At 69.8% G+C, this 17830-nt stretch carries 12 protein-coding genes; 5 read left to right on the top strand and 7 right to left on the bottom strand.

Going from position 1 to position 17830, the window contains the following annotated elements; genetic code table 11:
* Positions 1-13 precede the first annotated feature (13 nt).
* On the bottom strand, positions 14-979 hold the full coding sequence (locus tag ACZ5RK_RS03495) for a tetratricopeptide repeat protein (RefSeq protein ID WP_464909684.1): 966 nt from the start codon (positions 977-979) through the stop codon (positions 14-16).
* Here ACZ5RK_RS03495 and ACZ5RK_RS03490 point away from each other — a divergent pair.
* Positions 936-2159: an MFS transporter gene (locus ACZ5RK_RS03490; protein ID WP_464909683.1), complete on the top strand. Its 1224-nt coding sequence runs from the start codon at positions 936-938 to the stop codon at positions 2157-2159. The two genes, ACZ5RK_RS03495 and ACZ5RK_RS03490, sit on opposite strands and share 44 nt — an antisense overlap.
* Before the next feature lie 136 nt (positions 2160-2295).
* Positions 2296-3513: an S-layer homology domain-containing protein gene (locus ACZ5RK_RS03485; RefSeq protein ID WP_464909682.1), complete on the top strand. Its 1218-nt coding sequence runs from the start codon at positions 2296-2298 to the stop codon at positions 3511-3513.
* On the opposite strand, the gene ACZ5RK_RS03480 is transcribed toward ACZ5RK_RS03485, so the two are convergent.
* The 6 genes from ACZ5RK_RS03480 to ACZ5RK_RS03455 form a co-directional block, all read right to left on the bottom strand.
* On the bottom strand, positions 3510-4856 hold the full coding sequence (locus ACZ5RK_RS03480) for a S8 family serine peptidase (protein WP_464909681.1): 1347 nt from the start codon (positions 4854-4856) through the stop codon (positions 3510-3512). The two genes, ACZ5RK_RS03485 and ACZ5RK_RS03480, sit on opposite strands and share 4 nt — an antisense overlap.
* Complete coding sequence (locus ACZ5RK_RS03475; RefSeq protein ID WP_464909680.1) at positions 4853-6124, bottom strand: hypothetical protein; 1272 nt, start codon at positions 6122-6124, stop codon at positions 4853-4855. Before ACZ5RK_RS03475 ends, ACZ5RK_RS03480 begins: the two co-directional genes overlap by 4 nt.
* Before the next feature lie 41 nt (positions 6125-6165).
* Positions 6166-8535 (bottom strand): S8 family serine peptidase, encoded by a 2370-nt coding sequence (locus ACZ5RK_RS03470; protein WP_464909679.1) that lies wholly within the window; start codon positions 8533-8535, stop codon positions 6166-6168.
* Between the two features lie 97 nt (positions 8536-8632).
* Entirely contained in the window at positions 8633-8995 is a 363-nt protein-coding gene (locus ACZ5RK_RS03465) for a hypothetical protein (protein ID WP_464909678.1), read from the bottom strand.
* Between the two features lie 9 nt (positions 8996-9004).
* Positions 9005-9493, bottom strand: a complete 489-nt coding sequence (locus ACZ5RK_RS03460) for a hypothetical protein (RefSeq protein ID WP_464909677.1) — start codon at positions 9491-9493, stop codon at positions 9005-9007.
* A 473-nt stretch (positions 9494-9966) separates the two neighbouring features.
* Positions 9967-13530, bottom strand: a complete 3564-nt coding sequence (locus tag ACZ5RK_RS03455; protein ID WP_464909676.1) for a hypothetical protein — start codon at positions 13528-13530, stop codon at positions 9967-9969.
* A gap of 314 nt (positions 13531-13844) precedes the next feature.
* Here ACZ5RK_RS03455 and thrS point away from each other — a divergent pair, with 314 nt between their 5' ends.
* From thrS to ACZ5RK_RS03440, 3 genes are read left to right on the top strand one after another with little or no spacing between them, the layout of a single operon-like run.
* Complete coding sequence (gene thrS, locus ACZ5RK_RS03450) at positions 13845-15824, top strand: threonine--tRNA ligase (RefSeq protein ID WP_464909675.1); 1980 nt, start codon at positions 13845-13847, stop codon at positions 15822-15824.
* Positions 15824-16588 (top strand): PaaX family transcriptional regulator, encoded by a 765-nt coding sequence (locus ACZ5RK_RS03445; protein ID WP_464909674.1) that lies wholly within the window; start codon positions 15824-15826, stop codon positions 16586-16588. The genes thrS and ACZ5RK_RS03445 overlap by 1 nt, the downstream gene beginning before the upstream one ends.
* Before the next feature lie 10 nt (positions 16589-16598).
* On the top strand, positions 16599-17786 hold the full coding sequence (locus tag ACZ5RK_RS03440) for an ABC transporter substrate-binding protein (RefSeq protein ID WP_464909673.1): 1188 nt from the start codon (positions 16599-16601) through the stop codon (positions 17784-17786).
* Positions 17787-17830 lie beyond the last annotated feature (44 nt).

Raw genomic sequence — 17830 nt, 5'->3', positions numbered from 1 at the left:
CCTTTTGGGGTACTTAGAGGCGGAAGGGGTCCCTCAAGCCCGCCCGGGCGATGGCCAGGGCCTCCTCCGGGGCCCAGGAGAGGGCCAGCACCCCCCGGTAGGCCCTGAGGGCCCGCTCCCGCTCCCCGGCCAGGTCCAGAAGCTGCCCGAAGCGGGCGAGGACGTAGCCCGGGAGGTACCCCGGGTGCTGGAAGTCCATGCGGAAGACCTCCTCCATGAGGCTTAGGGCCTCCCGCCACTCCCCCGCCGCCAAGTAGATCTGGGCCGCCAGGTACAGGGCCTCGGGGCTTCCCACGGCGAAGAGCCCCTCCAGAAGTCCCGCCCAGTCGTCCTCCTCCCTAAGCTGCCAGGCCCGGTCTAAAAGGGCCCTTTCCCTTTCCGCCTCCCCTGGCTCGTGGGCCTTGGGCAGGGCCTCGGGGAAGACCTCCGCCAGGAAGAGGTAGTCCAAAAGCTCCGCCACCACCGCCCCCTCCTTCCCCCTTAGGGCCCCCGCCACCCGCTCCATGCGCCTCTTGCGGAACCCCGTGGCCGGGCCCTCCCCGAAGGCCTGGGCGAAGCCCGCGTACACCTCCTTGAGCCTCCCCAGAAAGGCCTCCGAGCCCAGGGCCTCGGGGGTGAGGGGGGTCTTGAGGAGGTCCAGGAGGGCCTGGTCAAAGGCGGCCATGCGCTCCAGGTGGGGCCTGCCCAGGGGATGGGCAGATAGGGCCTCCCGGAAGGCCTCGGCCTCGGCCTTGAGGTGGGCCTCCTCGTCCAGGGGCACCACCGGGATGCCCCTCTCCTCCGCCCAGGGCAGGAGGTGGAAGAGGAGGGGGTCCTCCTCCCGCCACCGGCCCTCCCTTAAGCCCTCCTCCGAGTGGGAGGCCAGGAAGACCGAGGCGGGCCGGGCCTCCTCCAGCATGGCCAAAACCGTGGCGGCGTTGTAGCGTGGGTGCAGGATGTGGAAGGCCCCGAGGGAAGGCAGAAGAAGCATCCTCTCCATCTTAGACCTGGGGGAGAGGAACTACCGCCTGGCGGTGGTGAACGGCTGGCTGGTGTGGCTGGGGGACGCCTTCCTAAACCCCAACATCGTCCTCGCAGGCTTCGCCGCCAGGCTCGAGGCCCCCGGCGCCTTAATCGGCCTCCTTCCCGCCCTTCTCCAGGCGGGGGGGATGGTGCCCCAGGCCTTCCTGGCCCCCTGGGTGGCCAGGCTTCCCCGGAAGATCCTCCTCTACCGGAGGGTGGCCGCTCTGAGGCTATCCGGGGTGGTCCTCATGGCCCTCTCCGCCTTCCTCCTGGGGAAAAACCCCTCCCTACTCCTCTTCGGCTTCCTCCTGGGGCTTCTCCTGAACGCCCTCTTCACCGGGGTCAGCAGCCTCCCCTTCTGGGAGGTGGTGGCCAAGACCACGCCCCCAGGAAGGCGGGCCCACCTCTTCTCCGCCCGGAACCTGGTGGGGGGCTTCCTGGCCTTCCTGGCGGGGTTTCTGGTGCGGGAGGTGCTTTCCCTCCCCCTTCCCTTCCCCCTTCCCTACGCCCTCCTCTTCGCCCTGGGGGCCTTGGCCTACGGGCTTGGGTGGTACCTCTTCGGCCTCACGGAGGAGCCCGAGGAGGCCCAGAGAGAGGCGAGGCCGGACCTAAAGGCCCCCCTCCGCCGCCCCGCCTTCCGCCGCTACCTGAGGGTGCGCCTCCTCCTGGCCCTGGCGGGCCTCGCCGAGCCCTTCTACGCCGTCTACGCCGTGAGGGCCCTGGGGCAGGGGAAGGAGCTTGGCCTCTACCTTTCCCTCTACGCCCTCTCCTTCACCCTCTCCAACCTCCTCTGGGCCCGCATGGCGGAAAGGGGCTCCAGGGGGGTGCTCAAGGCGGGGGCGGGCCTCGCCGTCCTGGCCCTTCTTTTCGCCCTCCTCCTTCCCCCAGGCCTCTTCGGCCTGGTCTTCCTCCTCCAGGGGGCCTACCTGGCCGCCCTGGGCCTCTCCACCACCACCCTCCTCTTAAACCTGGCCCCGCCCGGGGAGCGTAGCGCCGCCATCGGCCTCACCAACACCCTGGCGGGCCTTTTCGCCTTCTCTCCCGTCCTCGGGGGGTACCTGGCCGACCGCCTGGGCTTCCCCGCCCTCTTCCTGCTGGCGGCAGGCCTCTACGCCCTGGCCCTGTACGCCGGGAGGAGGCTGCCGGAGGAAGTATAAGCAAGGCATATAATGGAGCAGGAGGTGGTCTTGTGTGAAACCTATTCATCGTGTTCTGGTCTCGGCGCTCGTTCTCGGCACCCTGGGGCTAGCCCAAAACGGGGATCCTCCGCCCTCCTCCTGGGCCCAGGAAGCCGTGGAAATCCTTCTGGCCAAGGGTGTTTTCATCGGATATCCCGATGGGACCTACCGCTGGCGGCAACCCCTGACCCGCCAGGAGGCGGCGCTGGCCCTTTACCGCCTTCTGGCCGCTTACGGGCTGGACCGCCTCTCCCCCGAAGAGGTGGACCGCCTCCTCAAGGGGGTAGAGGCCCTGCAGAAGGACCTCGAGGCCCAGGCCCGGTCCCTGGCCGCCCTTAAAGAGGAGAAGGAGGCCCTGGAGGCCAGGGTGCGGGAGCTGGAAGCCAGGCCCGAGGCCGATCCCCAGGCCCTCGAGGCCCTCCGGAAGGAGAAGGACGACCTGGCCCGGCGGGTCCAAGCCCTGGAGGAGGCCCTAAAGGGCCTCGAGGCCACGCAAAGGGCCCTGGAAACGAGGAAGCTAGAGGAAGACCTTAAGAAGGCCGAGGAGGCCCTAAAGGGGCTGGAAGATCGCCTAAGGGCCCTGGAGGGCCGTCCCCAGACGGACCCGCGGGAAGTGGACGCCCTGAGGCGGGCCCAGGAGGAGCTCAAAGGCCGCCTCCAGGCCCTGGAAAAGGCCCGCGCCGCCCAGGAAGAGGCCCTGAAGCGGCTGGAGGAGGCCCTAAGGGACCTTCCCGAGGCCAGGCGCCTGGCCCAAGAGGCCCAAGGCCGCCTGGAGGCCCTGGAGCCCCGGGTCGCCGGCCTGGAGAAGGGCCTTAAGGCCCTGGAGGACCACATGGGCCGCCTGGAGGAGCGTCTAAAGGCCCTGGAGAACGCCCAGGCCCAGGACCAGGCCCGCCTGAAAGCCTTGGAGGAGGAGGTGGCCGCCCTCAAGCGTACCCTCACCCCAAGCCGCCTTCCCCTCCACCTGGGCCTCGCCCTCTACCAGGGGGACGTGGAGAAGAACTGGTATGGCCGCCTCTTCCTGGGCCACGATGCCCTCCTCGGCCCCCTGGGCCTGCGCCTGGCCTACGAGGCCCCCTTCGCCGAGCCCGCCCGGGGCCTTGCCAGCCTGGACCTCACCTTCCGCGCCTCCTACGGGGACCTGGACGGGTACTTCGGCGTGGGGGGTGGTCTCTACCTGGACCAAACCCCCTTCGGCCAGCTCCTGGTGGGCGCCGGGTTCCGCCTAACCCCCCACCTCAGCCTCTTCCTGGAGGGCCACCAGCGCTACCTCTTTGACGGCCAGGCCAGCCAGCGTTCCACCTTGGCCCTTGGCTTGGCCTTGAGGTTCTAAGGCAGGAGGATGCGCTTGGGCGCATAGCACAAAGCGTCCAGGGCAAGGTTTTCTTCGTAGTAGCGCCGGCCATCGGGCAAAGGGGCGGCCACCCTCAGGAGGTAGTTCCCAGGGGCCATCTGGAGAAACCTGGCCTCCCCCCGGTCATTGGTTTGGGCATAGTAAACCTCGGGCCCCTCCAAGGTTAGATCCGCCCCGGCCACCCCCTCGCCCCCCCGAAAAACCTGCAGGTACAGGCAGGCCGATCGCTGGGTGGGCGAAGCCCGAAGGACGGCCACCGCATCCGGCCCCGGGGACGCCTCCAGGGCCCACCGGACGGCAAAGGGCTCCAAAAGGGGATGCCCCGACTTCAGAAGGGCCGCGATCCCGCTCACGATGGGGGCCGCCATGGAGGTGCCGGAGAGGAGGCCGTACCCCCCCCCTGGAAGGGCCGAGTAGATCCGCACCCCCGGGGCCCAGACCCCCACCCAGGGCCCCCGGTTGCTGAACCAGGCCGGGTTGCCCTGGCCGTCCGCCGCCCCCACGGCGATGACCCCGGGGAGGGCGGCGGGGTAGAACCGGGCCACGCTCCCCTGGTTGCCCGCCGCCGCCACCACCACCCGAAGCCGCTCCAGGGCATAGTTCACCGCCTCGTGCAGCAGGTGGGAGTAGGCGCTTCCCCCGAAGGAAAGGTTGATCACCTGGGCCCCCTGGTCCACCGCCCACACCAGGGCCTGGGCCGCGCGGAAATCCCCCACGTAGTCCGGGGAGAAGACCCGCACCGGCCGGAGGACCGCCCCCGGGGCCACCCCTACCCCCTCGCCCACCGCCAGGGCGGCCACGTGGGTGCCGTGGGCCTCCCCCTGGCTCTGGTCCGTATCCCCGGGGAGAGGCTCTCCCGTGGCGGCGTCCAGCCCCTCGGCCACCCGGCCCCGGAGGGCGGGATGGGTGGCGTCCACCCCGGTGTCCAGGACCGCCACCTGCACCCCGGCTCCCGTGGAAACCCCCCAGGCCTCCTCCGCCCGCACCGCCTGCAGGTGCCAGGCGTAGGGGCTCACCGCCAGGGCTCCCAGGCCCCCGGGAAGGGGCCGGTAGTCCCTTTGGCCCTCCTCCTCCACGTACCGCAGGCCCAAGGACCGGAGGCGCCCCCTGGCCTCCTCCGGGGAAAGCCCGGGGGGCAGGCGGAGCCGGGCGGCCTTCAAGGCGGGAAGCCACTCCACGCCCCGCGCCGAAAGCCGCCCGGCGGCCCGCTCCACGTCCTCCTCCCGGGCGTAGCCCACCACCAAGGCGGGCCCCTCCCCCACCGGAGGGCGCGGGGGCGCGGTGCAGGCGGCGAGAAGGAGGAGAAGGAGCGCCCACCTCACGGGACCACCCCGAAGCTCACCGCAGGCCCCGGCACCGGCACCCCCGAGAGGGTCCCCTGCCGGTCGGCGGCCACGCTGTAGGCGGAGGGGTTTTCGGCGTTGTCCACGGCGTAGGCCTGGTAGAGCTCAAAGGCGTAAGGGCGCCCGGGAAGGAGGGGGGGGGCCTCCGCCTCCGTGGCCTGTGTGAGCTCCAGAAACCTCCCACCCCCGGAGAGCTGGTCCCAGATGACCGGAAGGAACCGGAACGACCGGGCCCCCTCTCCCCCCTCCGCCCACCAGGCCAGGTGGGGAGTCGGGCCGGTGCGGGCCCCCTCTTCCGGGGAGAGGATGCGCACGTAGAGGGGGGAGAGGGGGGTGGTGCAGGCGGAAGCCACCCCCTGGGGGGCCTCCACCCGGTAGCACACCCGCTGCCCGGGCAGAAGGCCCGGCAGGGCGTCGGTGAAGCCCGTGGACCCCTCGGGGAGCTGGGCCAGGGTAAGGTCCCCCCCAGGGGCCAGGCGCCGTAGCACATACGGGCCCCCCTCACCCTCCCAGGAGAGCCGGACGAAGAGGCTGTACCCCCCTCCCAGGCCCAGGGCCTCCACCCTTCGGGCCAGGGTGTAGGCCACCGCCCTGAGGCCCCGGACCGAGCCCGAGGCCCCTCCCCCGGGGAGGTTTAAGGGGAGCCTGAGGGCGGTCCGGTTGTTGTTGGCGTCGTAGGCCACCAGCCAGAGCTCCACCGGGCCCCCGATCCCCCTCGGGTCCAGCGTCCGCACCCCCGTGTCCCGGGTCTCCTCCAGGTAGAAGTGCTCCCCCACCCCCGAGACCAGGCTTCCCGGTTGCACCCCCAGGCCCACCTGGAGGGCCAAGGGGGTAAGCCCCCCCTGGGCCTCCATCCCGGCGCGGTAGCGGACGAGCCCCCCCTCCACCCACGCCTCCCCCGAGACCTGCGGGGGATTCCGTGGCCAGCCGTCCCGGAAAGGGGGAAGGACCACCAGGGGAAGGAACGCCCTACCCGCAAGGAAGGAAAGGCCCCGCACCTCGCTTCCCGCAAGCCCCTCCCCTTCCGCCCAGGCCCGGTAGGGGCCGGGAGGGACGAAGAGGCGGAACCGCCCTGCGGCGTCGGTCCTGGCCCCCCAGGCCCCCAGGGGGCCCTCCAGGTAGACCCAGGCCCCGGCCGCCGGAGGCCCCCCGGGCCCCAGGGAGAGGGCGCCCTCCACCTCCGCCAGGCGGGGGGGTGCCGAGCAGGCCGCCAGGACCAGAGCCGCTCCCACCAGGGCAGAGCGCATGGCAAGGATTATACCCGGGCGGAGAAGCCCACCCCGGGGCCCTAGCGACCGCTCCAGACCCTCTGGACCCAGGCCCGGAGCTGGCCCTCGGGAACCCTCGCCGTCCAGCCCCGCACCAGGTCCACGCTGAAGTCCACCCCGGTCCTGGGGGGCCGGACCAGGTAGTTCCCCTGGGGGTCCACGTACACGCCCAGGTAGTCCCCGTCATCCACGTCCCCGTTCCCGTTCACGTCCTTCCAGGCGGCCACCAGGTAGGTGCCGGGGGAGAGGTCCCGGAGGGTGTAGGGGGCGCTCCGCCCGTCCCGGAGGATGCGGAGGTAGGTGCTCTTGGTCTCGTCCAGGTTGCCGTCCTCGTCTATGTAGAGCCCGAAGACGTAGGTGCCGGCGATGGTGGCGGGCGGGGGCGGAGGAGGGGGAGCGGCCACCACGCTCAGGCTAAGGCTGGCCTCCCGCGTGAGGCTTCCCGCCGCGCCCCGCACCGTGAGGGTGTAGGTGCCCGTGGCCGCACCCGAGGCCACGGTTAGGGTCAGGACGCTGCTCGCCGTGGCGGGGTTGGGGCTGAAGCTCCCTGCGACGCCGGAAGGCGTCCCCAAAAGGGTGAGGCTCACGGGGCCGGAAAAGCCCTGGGAGGCCACCACGCCCACCTGCACCTGGCCTGTCTGGCCTGGGGCCAGGCTTAGGCTTGCGGGGGAAAGCTGGAGCTGGAAGTCGGGGCTCGGCCCCGGACCGCCCCCCGCCGCCTGCAGGGCCCGCACCGGGTCCACCAGGCCCGCCCCGCAGTCGGCGGACCTCAGGGTAACCGTCACCCTGGGATGGGGCTGCCCGGTGCAGGCCTGGTCGGAGAGGGGCCTCGCCGTGCTCTTGAGGATGTTCAAGACCTCGGCATAGCCCAGGCCGGGGTTCTTCGCCTTCATGAGGGCCACAATCCCCGCCACGTGGGGGGCGGCCATGGAGGTGCCCTGGTAGAAGACGTAGGCGGGGCCTCCTTGCTGGTTGCTCCAGAGGGTGCTGAGAACCCCATCGGGGTACCCGTCCCCGTTGAGGTCCTGGGTCACGTCCCCTCCCGGGGCCATGACGTCTATCCGGGGGCCGTAGTTGGAGAAGAAGGAGCGGTAGTTGCGGAACTCCGTGGCCCCCACGGTGATCACCCCCTGGCAGCTGGCGGGAGTATAGTTGCTGGCGTCATCCTGCTCGTTCCCCGCCGCCACCACGATCACCGGCTTCTGGGGCTGGGCGTTCACCCGGTTGATGGCCTCCTGCCAAGCGGGCAACTGGTTGCAAAGCCCCCCACCCCCCAGGGACATGTTGATCACCTGAGCGGGGTTGGCGTTCCGGGGCACCCCGGGAACGTTTACTCCTGCAGCCCAGAGGAGGCCGTCCAGGATATCGGCGTCGGCTCCTCCACCCAACCCCAGGACCCGCACGGGCACCACCCTGGCCCCCCAGCTCACCCCCGCCACCCCCTGGCCGTTGTTGGTGAGGGCGGCGATGGTCCCGGCCACGTGGGAGCCGTGGTAGCCGCTTCCCCTGTCCCCCTCCGAGGCCGCCTCCTCGTCCTCGGGGTCGGGGTCGCGCCCGTCCCCGTCCATGGCCACCTCCGGGTAGGAGATGAAGTCGTACCCAGGGAGGAAGACGGGGGTGAGGTCGGGGTGGCGCTTGCGGATCAGGGCCCCCGAGTCCACCACGGCCACCACCACGGGCCGGCTCGTCCCGTCCTCCAGGTCCCAGGCGGCGGGGAGGTTCAGGTGCTGGGGGTCGTAGTGCCACTGGTACCGGTAGTACTCATCGTTGGGCGTCTTCAGGGGGTACCGGAGGTAGTTGGGCTGGGCGTAGGCCACCCCGGGGAGGGCCGCCACCCGGGCGGCCAGGGCCTCCAGGCCGGCCACCTCGACCAGGGCCTGGGGAGAGACCCCCTCCTCCACCCGGTAGACCCCCGCGCCGGGAAGGCCCATGGGCCGCTGGAGGCGCAGGGAGAGGCCACCCGCCCGTAGGACCTGGGGAAGGGCCTGGGGCGCCAGGGCTTCCCTGAGCTTTACGATGAGCTCCCCCGGCACCGCCTGAGGCTCGGGAGGAAGGGAGGGCATAGACCCCACCCCGGCCTCCAGGGGGGGGAGGGCTTGGCCCTGGAGGCCCGCCCCCAGGCTCACCGTGCCGGAGATGTTCCCGCCCCCCTGCACGGTGAGGGCCAGGGGATGGGTGCGGGTGAGGCTTCCCGAGGTGGCCTTGAGGGTCAGGTTGTAGCTCCCGGGCGGGGTGGAGGCCTGGGTGGCGAGGGTGAGGTCGGCCCGCACCGGGGCGGTCCCCACCACGTTCACCGCCTGGGGGGAGAGGCTCACCCCCTGGGGGGCCCCCTCCAGGCTCAGGAGCACCGCCCCCTGGAACCCCCCTTGAGGGGCGACCGTGAGGCGCAAGGGGGCGCTCCCCCCCGCCTGGAGGGTGACCTGGGAGGGCTCCAGGGCCAGGGTAAAGCCAGGGGGGTTACCCCCACCCCCGTTTGGGGGCGGGGCGCTACCTTCCTGCTGGCACCCGTAGAGCGCCAAGAGCCCCAGCAGGAAGGCCCACCGGAGCGTTCTGGTAACCGTAGCCACCATACACCTCCATGACCAGGGACAGCCCGCTCCGGCCGGGGGCGATGAGGACGTTGCCCTGGGAATCCGTGTAAATGCCCAGGTAGTCCGGAGGGCTCACCTGCCCATCCCCATCCATGTCCTTGAACCCCACGAGGACGTACTGCCCCGCCACCAGGCCGGAAACGTTGAAGGGGGCCTGCCGGCCGTCCTGGCCGATCTGAACGCCCTTGCTCTTGTCCTGGTCAAAGGCCTCCTGGGAAGGGTCGTAGTAGGCGAGCAAACCCGCCAGCAGCGCCCGCACGGTTCCCCCCTAGGGGTAGACCCGAAGCCCCGCCCGCAGGTCCAGGCCGAAGCTGGTTCCTCCTGCGAACCAAAGGGTGGGCTCGGCCCGGGCCACGAAGGCCACCTGGCGGTTGAGGAAGTACTCCATCCCCGCCACCCCGTTGAGGCCGAAAACCGTCTGCCCGCCCCCGAAGAAGACCCTGAAGCCCAGGCCCGCCAGGGGGCTCATCCCGGCCCCGTACTTCCCAAAGTGGAAGAGCCCGGAAAGGCCCAGCTCAAAGGCTGCGCCCCCCTGGGCCACCCCGATGCCGAAGCGCCCCCCCACCCCGAAGGGGCCCGCCAGGTCCCGCACCCCGGCGTCCACCACGGCCACCAGGGAGAAGGCCGTCTGCTGCGCAAAAGAAAAGCTCATATCGGCCCTGGTGCCGGCCTCCAGATAGGTGCGCTGGGCCAGCGCCGGAACGCCCACCAGGACCAAGGCCAGCCAGAGAAGCTTCGCCGTCTTCACTGCCCTCACCTCCTCTTAACGTCCTCCAAACCGCCCTTTGCCATCCACTTACCCCATGCGTCCTAGAGCCTGAGAGCCGCCTTTCTTGTCCGGTCCCACCTCCCTACCTCCAGTCTCCTCACGGGGCCTTACAAAAATCTTAACTCCCCCCCGGCCGCGGCCGGGGGGAGCCTCCTGACCCCTAAAAGGCCGGAGCGCCCGGGTTCACCTTCAGGAAGCACCCGCCCGTGAGGGCCCGGGGCTACGCCAGGACGTAGGTCCCCGCCACATGCGGGAAGCCGGCCGTGCCCATCCGTATCCAAGGACTGGGATGGGTTCCCCGTCCCTGCTGGACGAGGGCCGCTAGCCCGCCCTCGTCCACGGCCACGGCCCACCCCCCAAAGCCAAAGGGGAAGCGTTCCCAGGAGAGAAGACACGCCCTAACCCTGGCCCCAAAAGCAACCCCCGCCCCCATGGGGCGGGGGTTCCACCGCGACCTGGGCCTAGGGCACGATGGTGGTGGTCTCCTGCGTCACCAAGGGGAGCGGCTGCGGGTAGGTGTTGTTGGCGTAGCTGTTGACCCTGAGCTCCATGAAGCGCTGCTGACCCACCTGGATGCCCTGGGCCTCCAGCACCACCCGGGCCTGGCCGCCCGCGGGAATGTCGAAGTTGTTGAAGGTGACGGTGGTGGCGGTGATGGAGGTGGGAGTGAAGATGCCCACGACCTGGTTGGTGTTGTCCAGAACGTAGATGCGGGTACTGTTGGACACGACGAACTGGACGAACTGGGTCCCGGTGAGGGTGGCGGTGAAGTTCACCTGCTGGGCGTTGGCCGCGCCGCCGTTGTAGATGGTGCCCTTGTACCAGAAGGTGGAGCCCACCTTGATGTTCTCGATGTTGGCGCCGCCGGGGTTGGGGTTGTTGATGGTGCCACCGGGGTTGGGCGTGCCCGTGGGGTCAGCGAAGGGATCGGAGTTGTTAAACTCCCCGTGGCTGGTGAGGGCCAGGAAGGGCGAGGGCGGAGGCGGCACCACCTCTACGCCTGCGCAGGAGGCGATCTTGCCCGCTACCTCGGTGTCCGTAAGGGCGGGCGTGGTGGTGAAGACGCCGTCCGAGGTCAGGCCAGGTACCTGCGAGGCAGCGGTGAGCTGGTCCTGGGTCCAGGGCTTGTAGCCGGGGACGTAGGATGGCATTGGCGTGTAGGCGGTGCCGGCAACACTCGCAGGCTGGTTCAGCTGCGGCGCGCCCAGGAAGGCGCAGTTGTCCCACTGCTGGTCTTCGGGCGTGAGCTGGTCCCCGGCCAAGAAGATCTGGGCCGTGGCGGTGGCCCCGGCGGCGATGTCCATGGGCGTCCAGCTGTAGCGCTTGCCGTTCACCGGGTTGTAGGGCTGGGCCAGGCCTCCGGCCAGGACCCCGGAGAAGTTGCTGGCGTCGGTGAACTTGAGGCCGTTCTCAAAGATGTCGGTCACCTGGGCGTTGCGCAGGTAGGTGTTGGCGCGGAGCTGGTAGGTGGCCGAGCGGTGGCCGGTGCCCTGGACGTCGTTCCCGAACTCCCAGGGGTATAGCCCCGCGAGGAGGGCGTAGTCCGTGGTGGAGCGGTCAATGTGGGTGACGGCCACCTCGAAGAGGGCCGAGGCGCCCTGGGTGATGGGGCTCGCCGTCTTCAGGGTCTTCCGGATGCTGACCAAGGGCCGGACCGCCCAGATGTCGGACTCGTCGGCCCTGGGGGTGTAGTCAAAGACCACCTGCGGGCCGCCGAAGTTGGGCCGCATGTACCCCGAGGCGGTCACGTCGTTGATCTGGATGCCGTTGGTGACCTTGTAGGGGTCGTCGTAGGGGCGCTGGCAATTGTTGGCGTTATCTGCGCCGGCGATGCCCCCACCATTGTAGAGGGGCGGGATGACGTAGGTGTTGGGGTTAGGAACGAGGCTCGGGTTGGCGCAGAAGCCCGGCTTCTGCCGCACGTAGACCTGGAAGGTGAACTCCAGGGTCTGGCCGGGGTTCACCTGCTGCAGGGCAGTGAAGTTGGTGTAGCTCCAGGTGATGCTGTGGTTCACCGGGTCGTAGACCCCGTTGTTGCTGATGGTGGAGGTGACCACGCCCAGCTCAGGGGGCAGGGCATCGCGCACCACCACGTTGTAGAGGGGGTTCTGGGAGGGGTTGGTGACCACCACGTGGACGGTGCTGGTGTAGACCGAGTTCGCCGGGGCGTTGGGGTCGTCTTTGGCAAGAAGGGTCCGGCTGGGCCCGGCCCAGGTGAGGACGTGGTTGTCCACGTACTTATTGATCTGCAGGAAGGCGCTCTCCCAGCGCTTGGTGAAGGTGTAGCTCTTGAGAGGGAAGGTGTAGGTCTGGGTGCCGTAGGTCACCTGGACGTACATGGTGGCCTGGACCGTGACCTCCTTGGGGAGCATTTCCTTGGTCACCGTGGGCTTGAGGTTGAGGGAGACCCCGCTGCCATCGCTGTCCACGCACTCCAGGCCGTCGGGGGAAACGGACTCGCAGCCCGCGGTCCACTGCACGTCCCCGGTGTTGCCGCCGATGAGGGCGTACTCCATGTAGGGGTAGAAGCGGTCGCGAGTAGCGGGCTGCTTCTGCTGGACGTAGGAGTTGAAGCTGTGGGCCATCTGGTCGCGGTTGTCGCTATAGAAGTTGACGATGGTCCCGAAGCTGTAGCCCGTGCGCTTCTGGGCCATCCGGCCGGGGGCGGCCCAGAAGTTCTCCGGAAGCGGGTCGGGCAGGGGACCGGGCTTCTCCTGGAAGAAGAGGTGGGTGATGTTGTAGAAGAAGACCTTGAACTCCTTGGAGGTGGCGGTGAAGCCGGAGCCCTCCTCGCTAGCGGAAACGAGGAACTTGACCAAACCCTCGCTGGGGAAGCTGGGGAAGTCGCCCAGGCCCTGGAAGCTGAACTTGGCGATGCCGTTAGCATCGGTCATCACAAAGTCCAGCTCGCTCACGTTTTGGGTCTCGCAACCCTTGTAGAGGGCGACGGCCGTTTCGTGATAACCCACGGCTGTGACCCGCACCCGGGCGTTCTGGACGGGCTGGCCGTCCTTGGTCACGCGGACGGTGACGCAAACGGGCTCCTCCGTCTGGGAGGCGTAGAGGTTCACGTTCTTAGCGGGGTTGTTCTCCCTCTGCACCGGCAGGTCCGCGCCCCACTGGTCCTTGACGGAGACGATCTCAATCTGGCCCACGGGGCCGGAGGCGGTGTTCCTCTGGAGGCCGAGGTTCAGCACGGTGGTCTTGCCCGCCTCCACCTGGGCGGCCCGGCTCCCGGAGAGGTAACCCGGGGCGCTGGCGGTCACGGCGTAGGTGCCGGGAGCGGCGGTGGCGGTGAAGAGGCCGCCGCTGGCGCCGAAGGTGAGGCTGGAGTTGGAGCTGACGCTGACGCCAGAGACTCTGGCGTCAGAGAGGGTCTGACCGGTGTCCGCCCCGTAGACGTGGACCACCAGGGTGCCCGTGGTGGGGGCGGGGGCGGGCTGGGGCTGGAGGGTGAAGGTGAGGGCCACCACCTTGCCCAGCTCCACGCTGGCCAACTGGGGCGCCCCCTGGTAGCCGCTCTTGTTCACGCTGATGGCGTAAGTGCCCGCGGCGGTGTAGGTGAGGTCGGCCCGGCCCTGGTCGTCCGTGCTCTGGGTGTTCGTCCCGTCAGACACCTCGGCCCCAGAAATGGGCTTCCCGTTCCCGTTCACCACCAGGACCGCCACCTTGCCCTCGTTGGGGCCGGCGGCGGGTTGGGGGAGGAGGTTGAGGACCACGGTGGTGGTCCTGCCCGCCTCCACCTGGTGGGTGGCCTGGGCGGGGAAGTAGCCGGTCTTGGTGGCCTGAACGGTGTAGCTCCCGGGGTCCAGGTCGGTCAGGGTCTTGCCCCCGGTGAAGCTCTGGCTGTAGTTCCCCGGGCCCGTCACCTGGACCTGGGCGTCCGCCGGGGTGACGTTCACCGTGAGCGTCCCCTTGGTGGACGCCTGGGTGCTGCCCCCGCCTTGCTGGCCGCAGCCCGCGAAGATCAGGGCCAAAGCGCCCAGCAGGGCAACGCCTAGTGCCTTAAGCCTTACTCCCTTCATACCCTTGCACCTCCTTAGTGCTTTGCCCTAGGGGTTTTCCGCGTTGCCCCCTTCGGGTCCGGCGCCGCGCGGGCGAGGCCCGCCTTGCCCGAAGCCCCTCTCGCGCAGCATCCGAGGCTAATCTTACGCACACTGCCCCCTCATGTCAAGCCTGCCCTGGCCTTCCTCAAGGCCGCCTTTAGCCCGGGTTTTCCAAGCCATTTCCACAAGCTTCCACCTCCCCCCGAGGAGGCTACCACGGCCCCGTCAGGGCAGGGTCAGGGTAGCAGGAGGGGCCTGAACGGCCCCTGAACGGGGGGCGTATAGTAGAGGGCATGACGGTCTACCTTCAGGACGGCAAGGCCCTGGACCTGCCCCAAGGGGCCACCGCCCGGGACGTGGCCAAGGCCCTGGGGGAGGGCTGGGAGAAGCGGGCGGTGGGGGCCCTGGTGGACGGGGAAGTCTACGACCTCTTAAAGCCCCTCCCCGAGGGGGCGAGGGTGCGCCTCCTCACGGAGAAGGACCCCGAGTACCAGCACCTCTTCCGCCACACCCTGGCCCACGTCCTGGCCCAGGCGGTGAAGGAGCACTTCCGGGACAGGGGCTACGACCCGGAAAGCGTCAAGCTCGGGGTGGGGCCGGTGATTGAGAAGGGCTTCTACTACGATATAGACGCCCCCGAACCCCTCTCGGAGGAGGACCTCCCGGCCATAGAGGAGAGGATGCGGGGGATCCTCAGGCGGGACCTCCCCTTAAGGCGCTTCGTCCTCTCCCGGGAGGAGGCCCTGGCCCGCTACCGGGGGAAGGACCCCTACAAGACGGAGCTCATCCTGGAGATCCCCGAGGGGGAGGAGATCAGCTTCTACCAGCAGGGGGACGAGGCCTTCGGCTTCACCGACCTCTGCCGGGGGCCCCACGTCCCCTCCACGGGGAGGATCCCGCCCCACTTCAAGCTCACCCACGTGGCCGGGGCCTACTTTAGGGGGGACGAGAAAAGGCCCATGCTGCAGCGGGTCTACGGGGTGGCCTTCCGCACCGCCGAGGAGCTTAAAGCGTACCTCTGGCAGCTGGAGGAGGCCAAGAGGCGGGACCACAGGCGGCTTGGGCGGGAGCTGGAGCTCTTCCTCATAGACCCCGTGGTGGGGAAGGGCCTGGTGCTGTGGCTTCCCCGGGGGAACGCCATCCGGGAGGAGCTCATGGCCTTCATGCGGGAGGAGCAGATAAGGCGGGGGTACCAGCTCGTCACCACCCCCCACATCGGGAGCCTGGAGCTTTACAGGACCAGCGGCCACTACCCCTACTACGCCGAAAGCCAGTTCCCCCCCATCCGCTTCCAGGAGCGGGGCGAGGAGGAGGAATACCTCCTCAAGCCCATGAACTGCCCCCACCACATAAGGATCTACGCCCACAGGAAGCGCTCCTACCGGGAGCTTCCCCTGAGGCTTGCCGAGTTCGGCACCGTCTACCGCTACGAGAAGGCGGGGGAGCTTCTGGGCCTCACCCGGGTCCGGGGCTTCACCCAGGACGACGCCCACATCTTCTGCACCCCCGAGCAGGTGAAGGGGGAGTTCCTGGGGGTCTTGGACCTGGTCCTCAAGGTCTTCGCCACCCTGGGCCTGAAGGACTACCGGGCCCGGATCGGGGTGCGGGACCCCAAGAGGGCCAAGTACGTGGGGGAGGAGGCCAAGTGGGCCCTGGCGGAGAGGCAGATCGAGGAGGCGGCGGCCGAGGCCGGCCTCGCCTACACGGTGGAGGAGGGGGACGCCGCCTTCTACGGGCCCAAGCTGGACTTCGTGGTGAGGGACGCCCTGGGGAGGGAGTGGCAGCTCGGCACCATCCAGGTGGACTACAACCTCCCCGAGCGCTTCGGCCTGAGCTACGTGGGGCCTGACGGGGAGGAGCACCGCCCGGTGATGCTCCACCGGGCCCCCTTCGGCTCCCTGGAGCGCTTCATCGGCATCCTCATCGAGCACTTCGCCGGGGACTTCCCCCTCTGGCTCGCCCCGGAGCAGGTGGTGGTGGTGCCGGTCTCGGAGAAGCAGGAGGACTACGCCCTCTGGGTGGCGGGGAGGCTGAAGGAGGCGGGCCTGAGGGCCGAGGCGGACACCAGGCCCGAGAGGATGCAGGCCAGGATCCGGGACGCCGAGGTCAGGAAGGTGCCCTACGTCCTGGTGGTGGGGGAAAGGGAGAAGGCGGAGGGCGCGGTGAGCGTGCGCAGGCGGCACCGGGGGAACCTGGGGAGCATGCCCCTCCCCACCTTCCTAGAAGGGGCCCTGCGGGAGTACCGGGACAGGCTTCTGGAGTCGGCTTTCTGATGCGGGCGAGGTCCACCCTCTTCACCCTCTTCCTGGAGTACGTCTACCCTGACCGCAGGGCCCCGGTGGGGACCCTCATCGCCATGATGGAGGCCCTGGGCTTCTCCGAGGCGGCGGTGCGGGCGGCCCTTTCCCGGAGCGCCAAGAGGGGCTGGGTGGTGCCCAGGAAGGAGGGGCGCAGGGCCCTGTACGCCCTCTCCGAGAGGGTCTACTGGCAGGTGCGCCAGGTGCGCCGCCGCCTCTACGGCCCCCTGCCGCCCTGGGACGGGGCCTTCCTCCTGGTCCTGCCCGAGGGGCCCAAGGAGCGGGGGGAGAGGGAAAGGTTCCGGCGGGAGATGGCCCTTCTGGGGTACGGGAGCCTGCAGAGCGGGGTCTACCTGGGGGTGAGGGCGGACCTTGAGGCCACCCGGGAACTCCTGGGTTTCTACGGCCTCCAGGCCACCCTCTTCCGCGCCGCCCACCTGGGCCCCAAGGAGGAGGTCCTGGGGGCCTTCCCCCTGGAAAGGGCCCTGGCCCACTACCGGGCCCTCTTCCCCGCGGAGGTGCCCGAGGGGCCGGAGGAGGCCTTCCGGGCCCTCACCCGTCTGGTGCACGAGATGCGCAAGGTGCTCTTCCTGGACCCCCTTCTCCCCCCGGAGCTCGGCCCCCAAGGCTTTCCCCGGGAGGGCTTCCTGAAGGCCCGGGAAGCCCTCTACGGGAGGGCCCTTCCCTTCCTTAGGGACCTTGGGCTTTCCCCTTCAGACATCTCACCGGTGCCGGGGTAGGCTAGGGGGGATGAGGCGGCTCCTTCTCGCCCTCGCCCTTTGGGTACCGGCGCAAGCCCAGGTGGTCCTCCCCTTCTGGCACACGGCGGGCCCCCCGGGGGACCGGGTGCTTTTGGAGGCCATTCAGAGCTTCAACGAGAGCCAGAGGGCCTACCGCATAGAACCCCGCTACGCCGGGGACTACCGGGAGGCCGGGGTGAAGCTCCTTTCCGCCCTGCGCTCCGGCGGGGCCCCGGTCCTCTTCCACGGGGAGCTCTCCTTCCTGGCCCGGCTCGCCCAGGAGGGGGTGGCCCTCCCCCTGGACCCCTACCTGGAGGGCCTGCCCAGGGACCTCTACCCGAGGGCCCTCGAGGCGGGCCAGGTGAAGGGGAGGACCTACGGCCTACCCCTGGGCCTTTCCGTGCCCGCCCTTTACTACAACAAGGACGCCTTCCGCGCCAAAGGGCTCAAGGCCCCCAGGACCTGGCCCGAGGTGGAGGAGGCGGCCGCCAGGCTCTCGGGCCGCACCGCCAAGGGCCTGGTGGTCTCCACGGACATCTGGAGCTTCAACGCCACGGTCATGAGCCTGGGGGGGAGCCTGGTGAAGGACGGGCTTCCCAACTTCACCTCCAAGGAGGCGGTGGAGGCCTTGGAGAGGCTTTACCGCCTGGTGCAGAAGGGGTACGCCCAGGCCCGCAACCTGGCGGAGGCCCCCTTCGCCGTGGCCGACTTCCTGCGCACCAAGGCCTTCATGGGCCTCGCCCCCACCACCGCCTTGCCCGTGGTCCTCTCCCAGACCTCCCTGCCCTTTGGGGTGGGCTACGCCCCCCTGCCCCGGGCGCCCTCGGGCACCGTCCCCCTCTCGGGAGCGGTCCTTTCCGTCCTCAGGGGGGCAGGCCCCGAGGAGGCCCGGGGAGCGGTGGCCTTCTGGCGGCACTTCCTGGAGCCAAGGAGGCAGGCGGACTGGGTGCGCACCACCTGGTACCTCCCCTTGCGCAAGGAGGCGGAGAGGGAGCTTGGGGACTTCCTCAAGGACCCGGAGAGGGCCCAGGTCTTCGCCCAGGCCGAGGTGGCCCGCCCCTGGAGCCAGGACCCGGAGATGGTGGTCTGGTACGGCTTCCTGGAGGAGGCCCTGGAGCGGAGCCTCAAGCAGGGGGTAAGGCCCGAGGCCGCATTGGCGGAGGCCCAGCGGAAGGCCCTGGCGGCGGAACGGCGCTGAGCGTACCCGCAGGCCCGGCTTGACCCTGGGCTGACGGAAGGGGT

It is taken from the genome of Thermus kawarayensis JCM 12314, from assembly GCF_055393575.1.
Note: the sequence above shows the minus strand (reverse complement) of the source record. Positions and strands in the feature narration are given on the sequence as shown.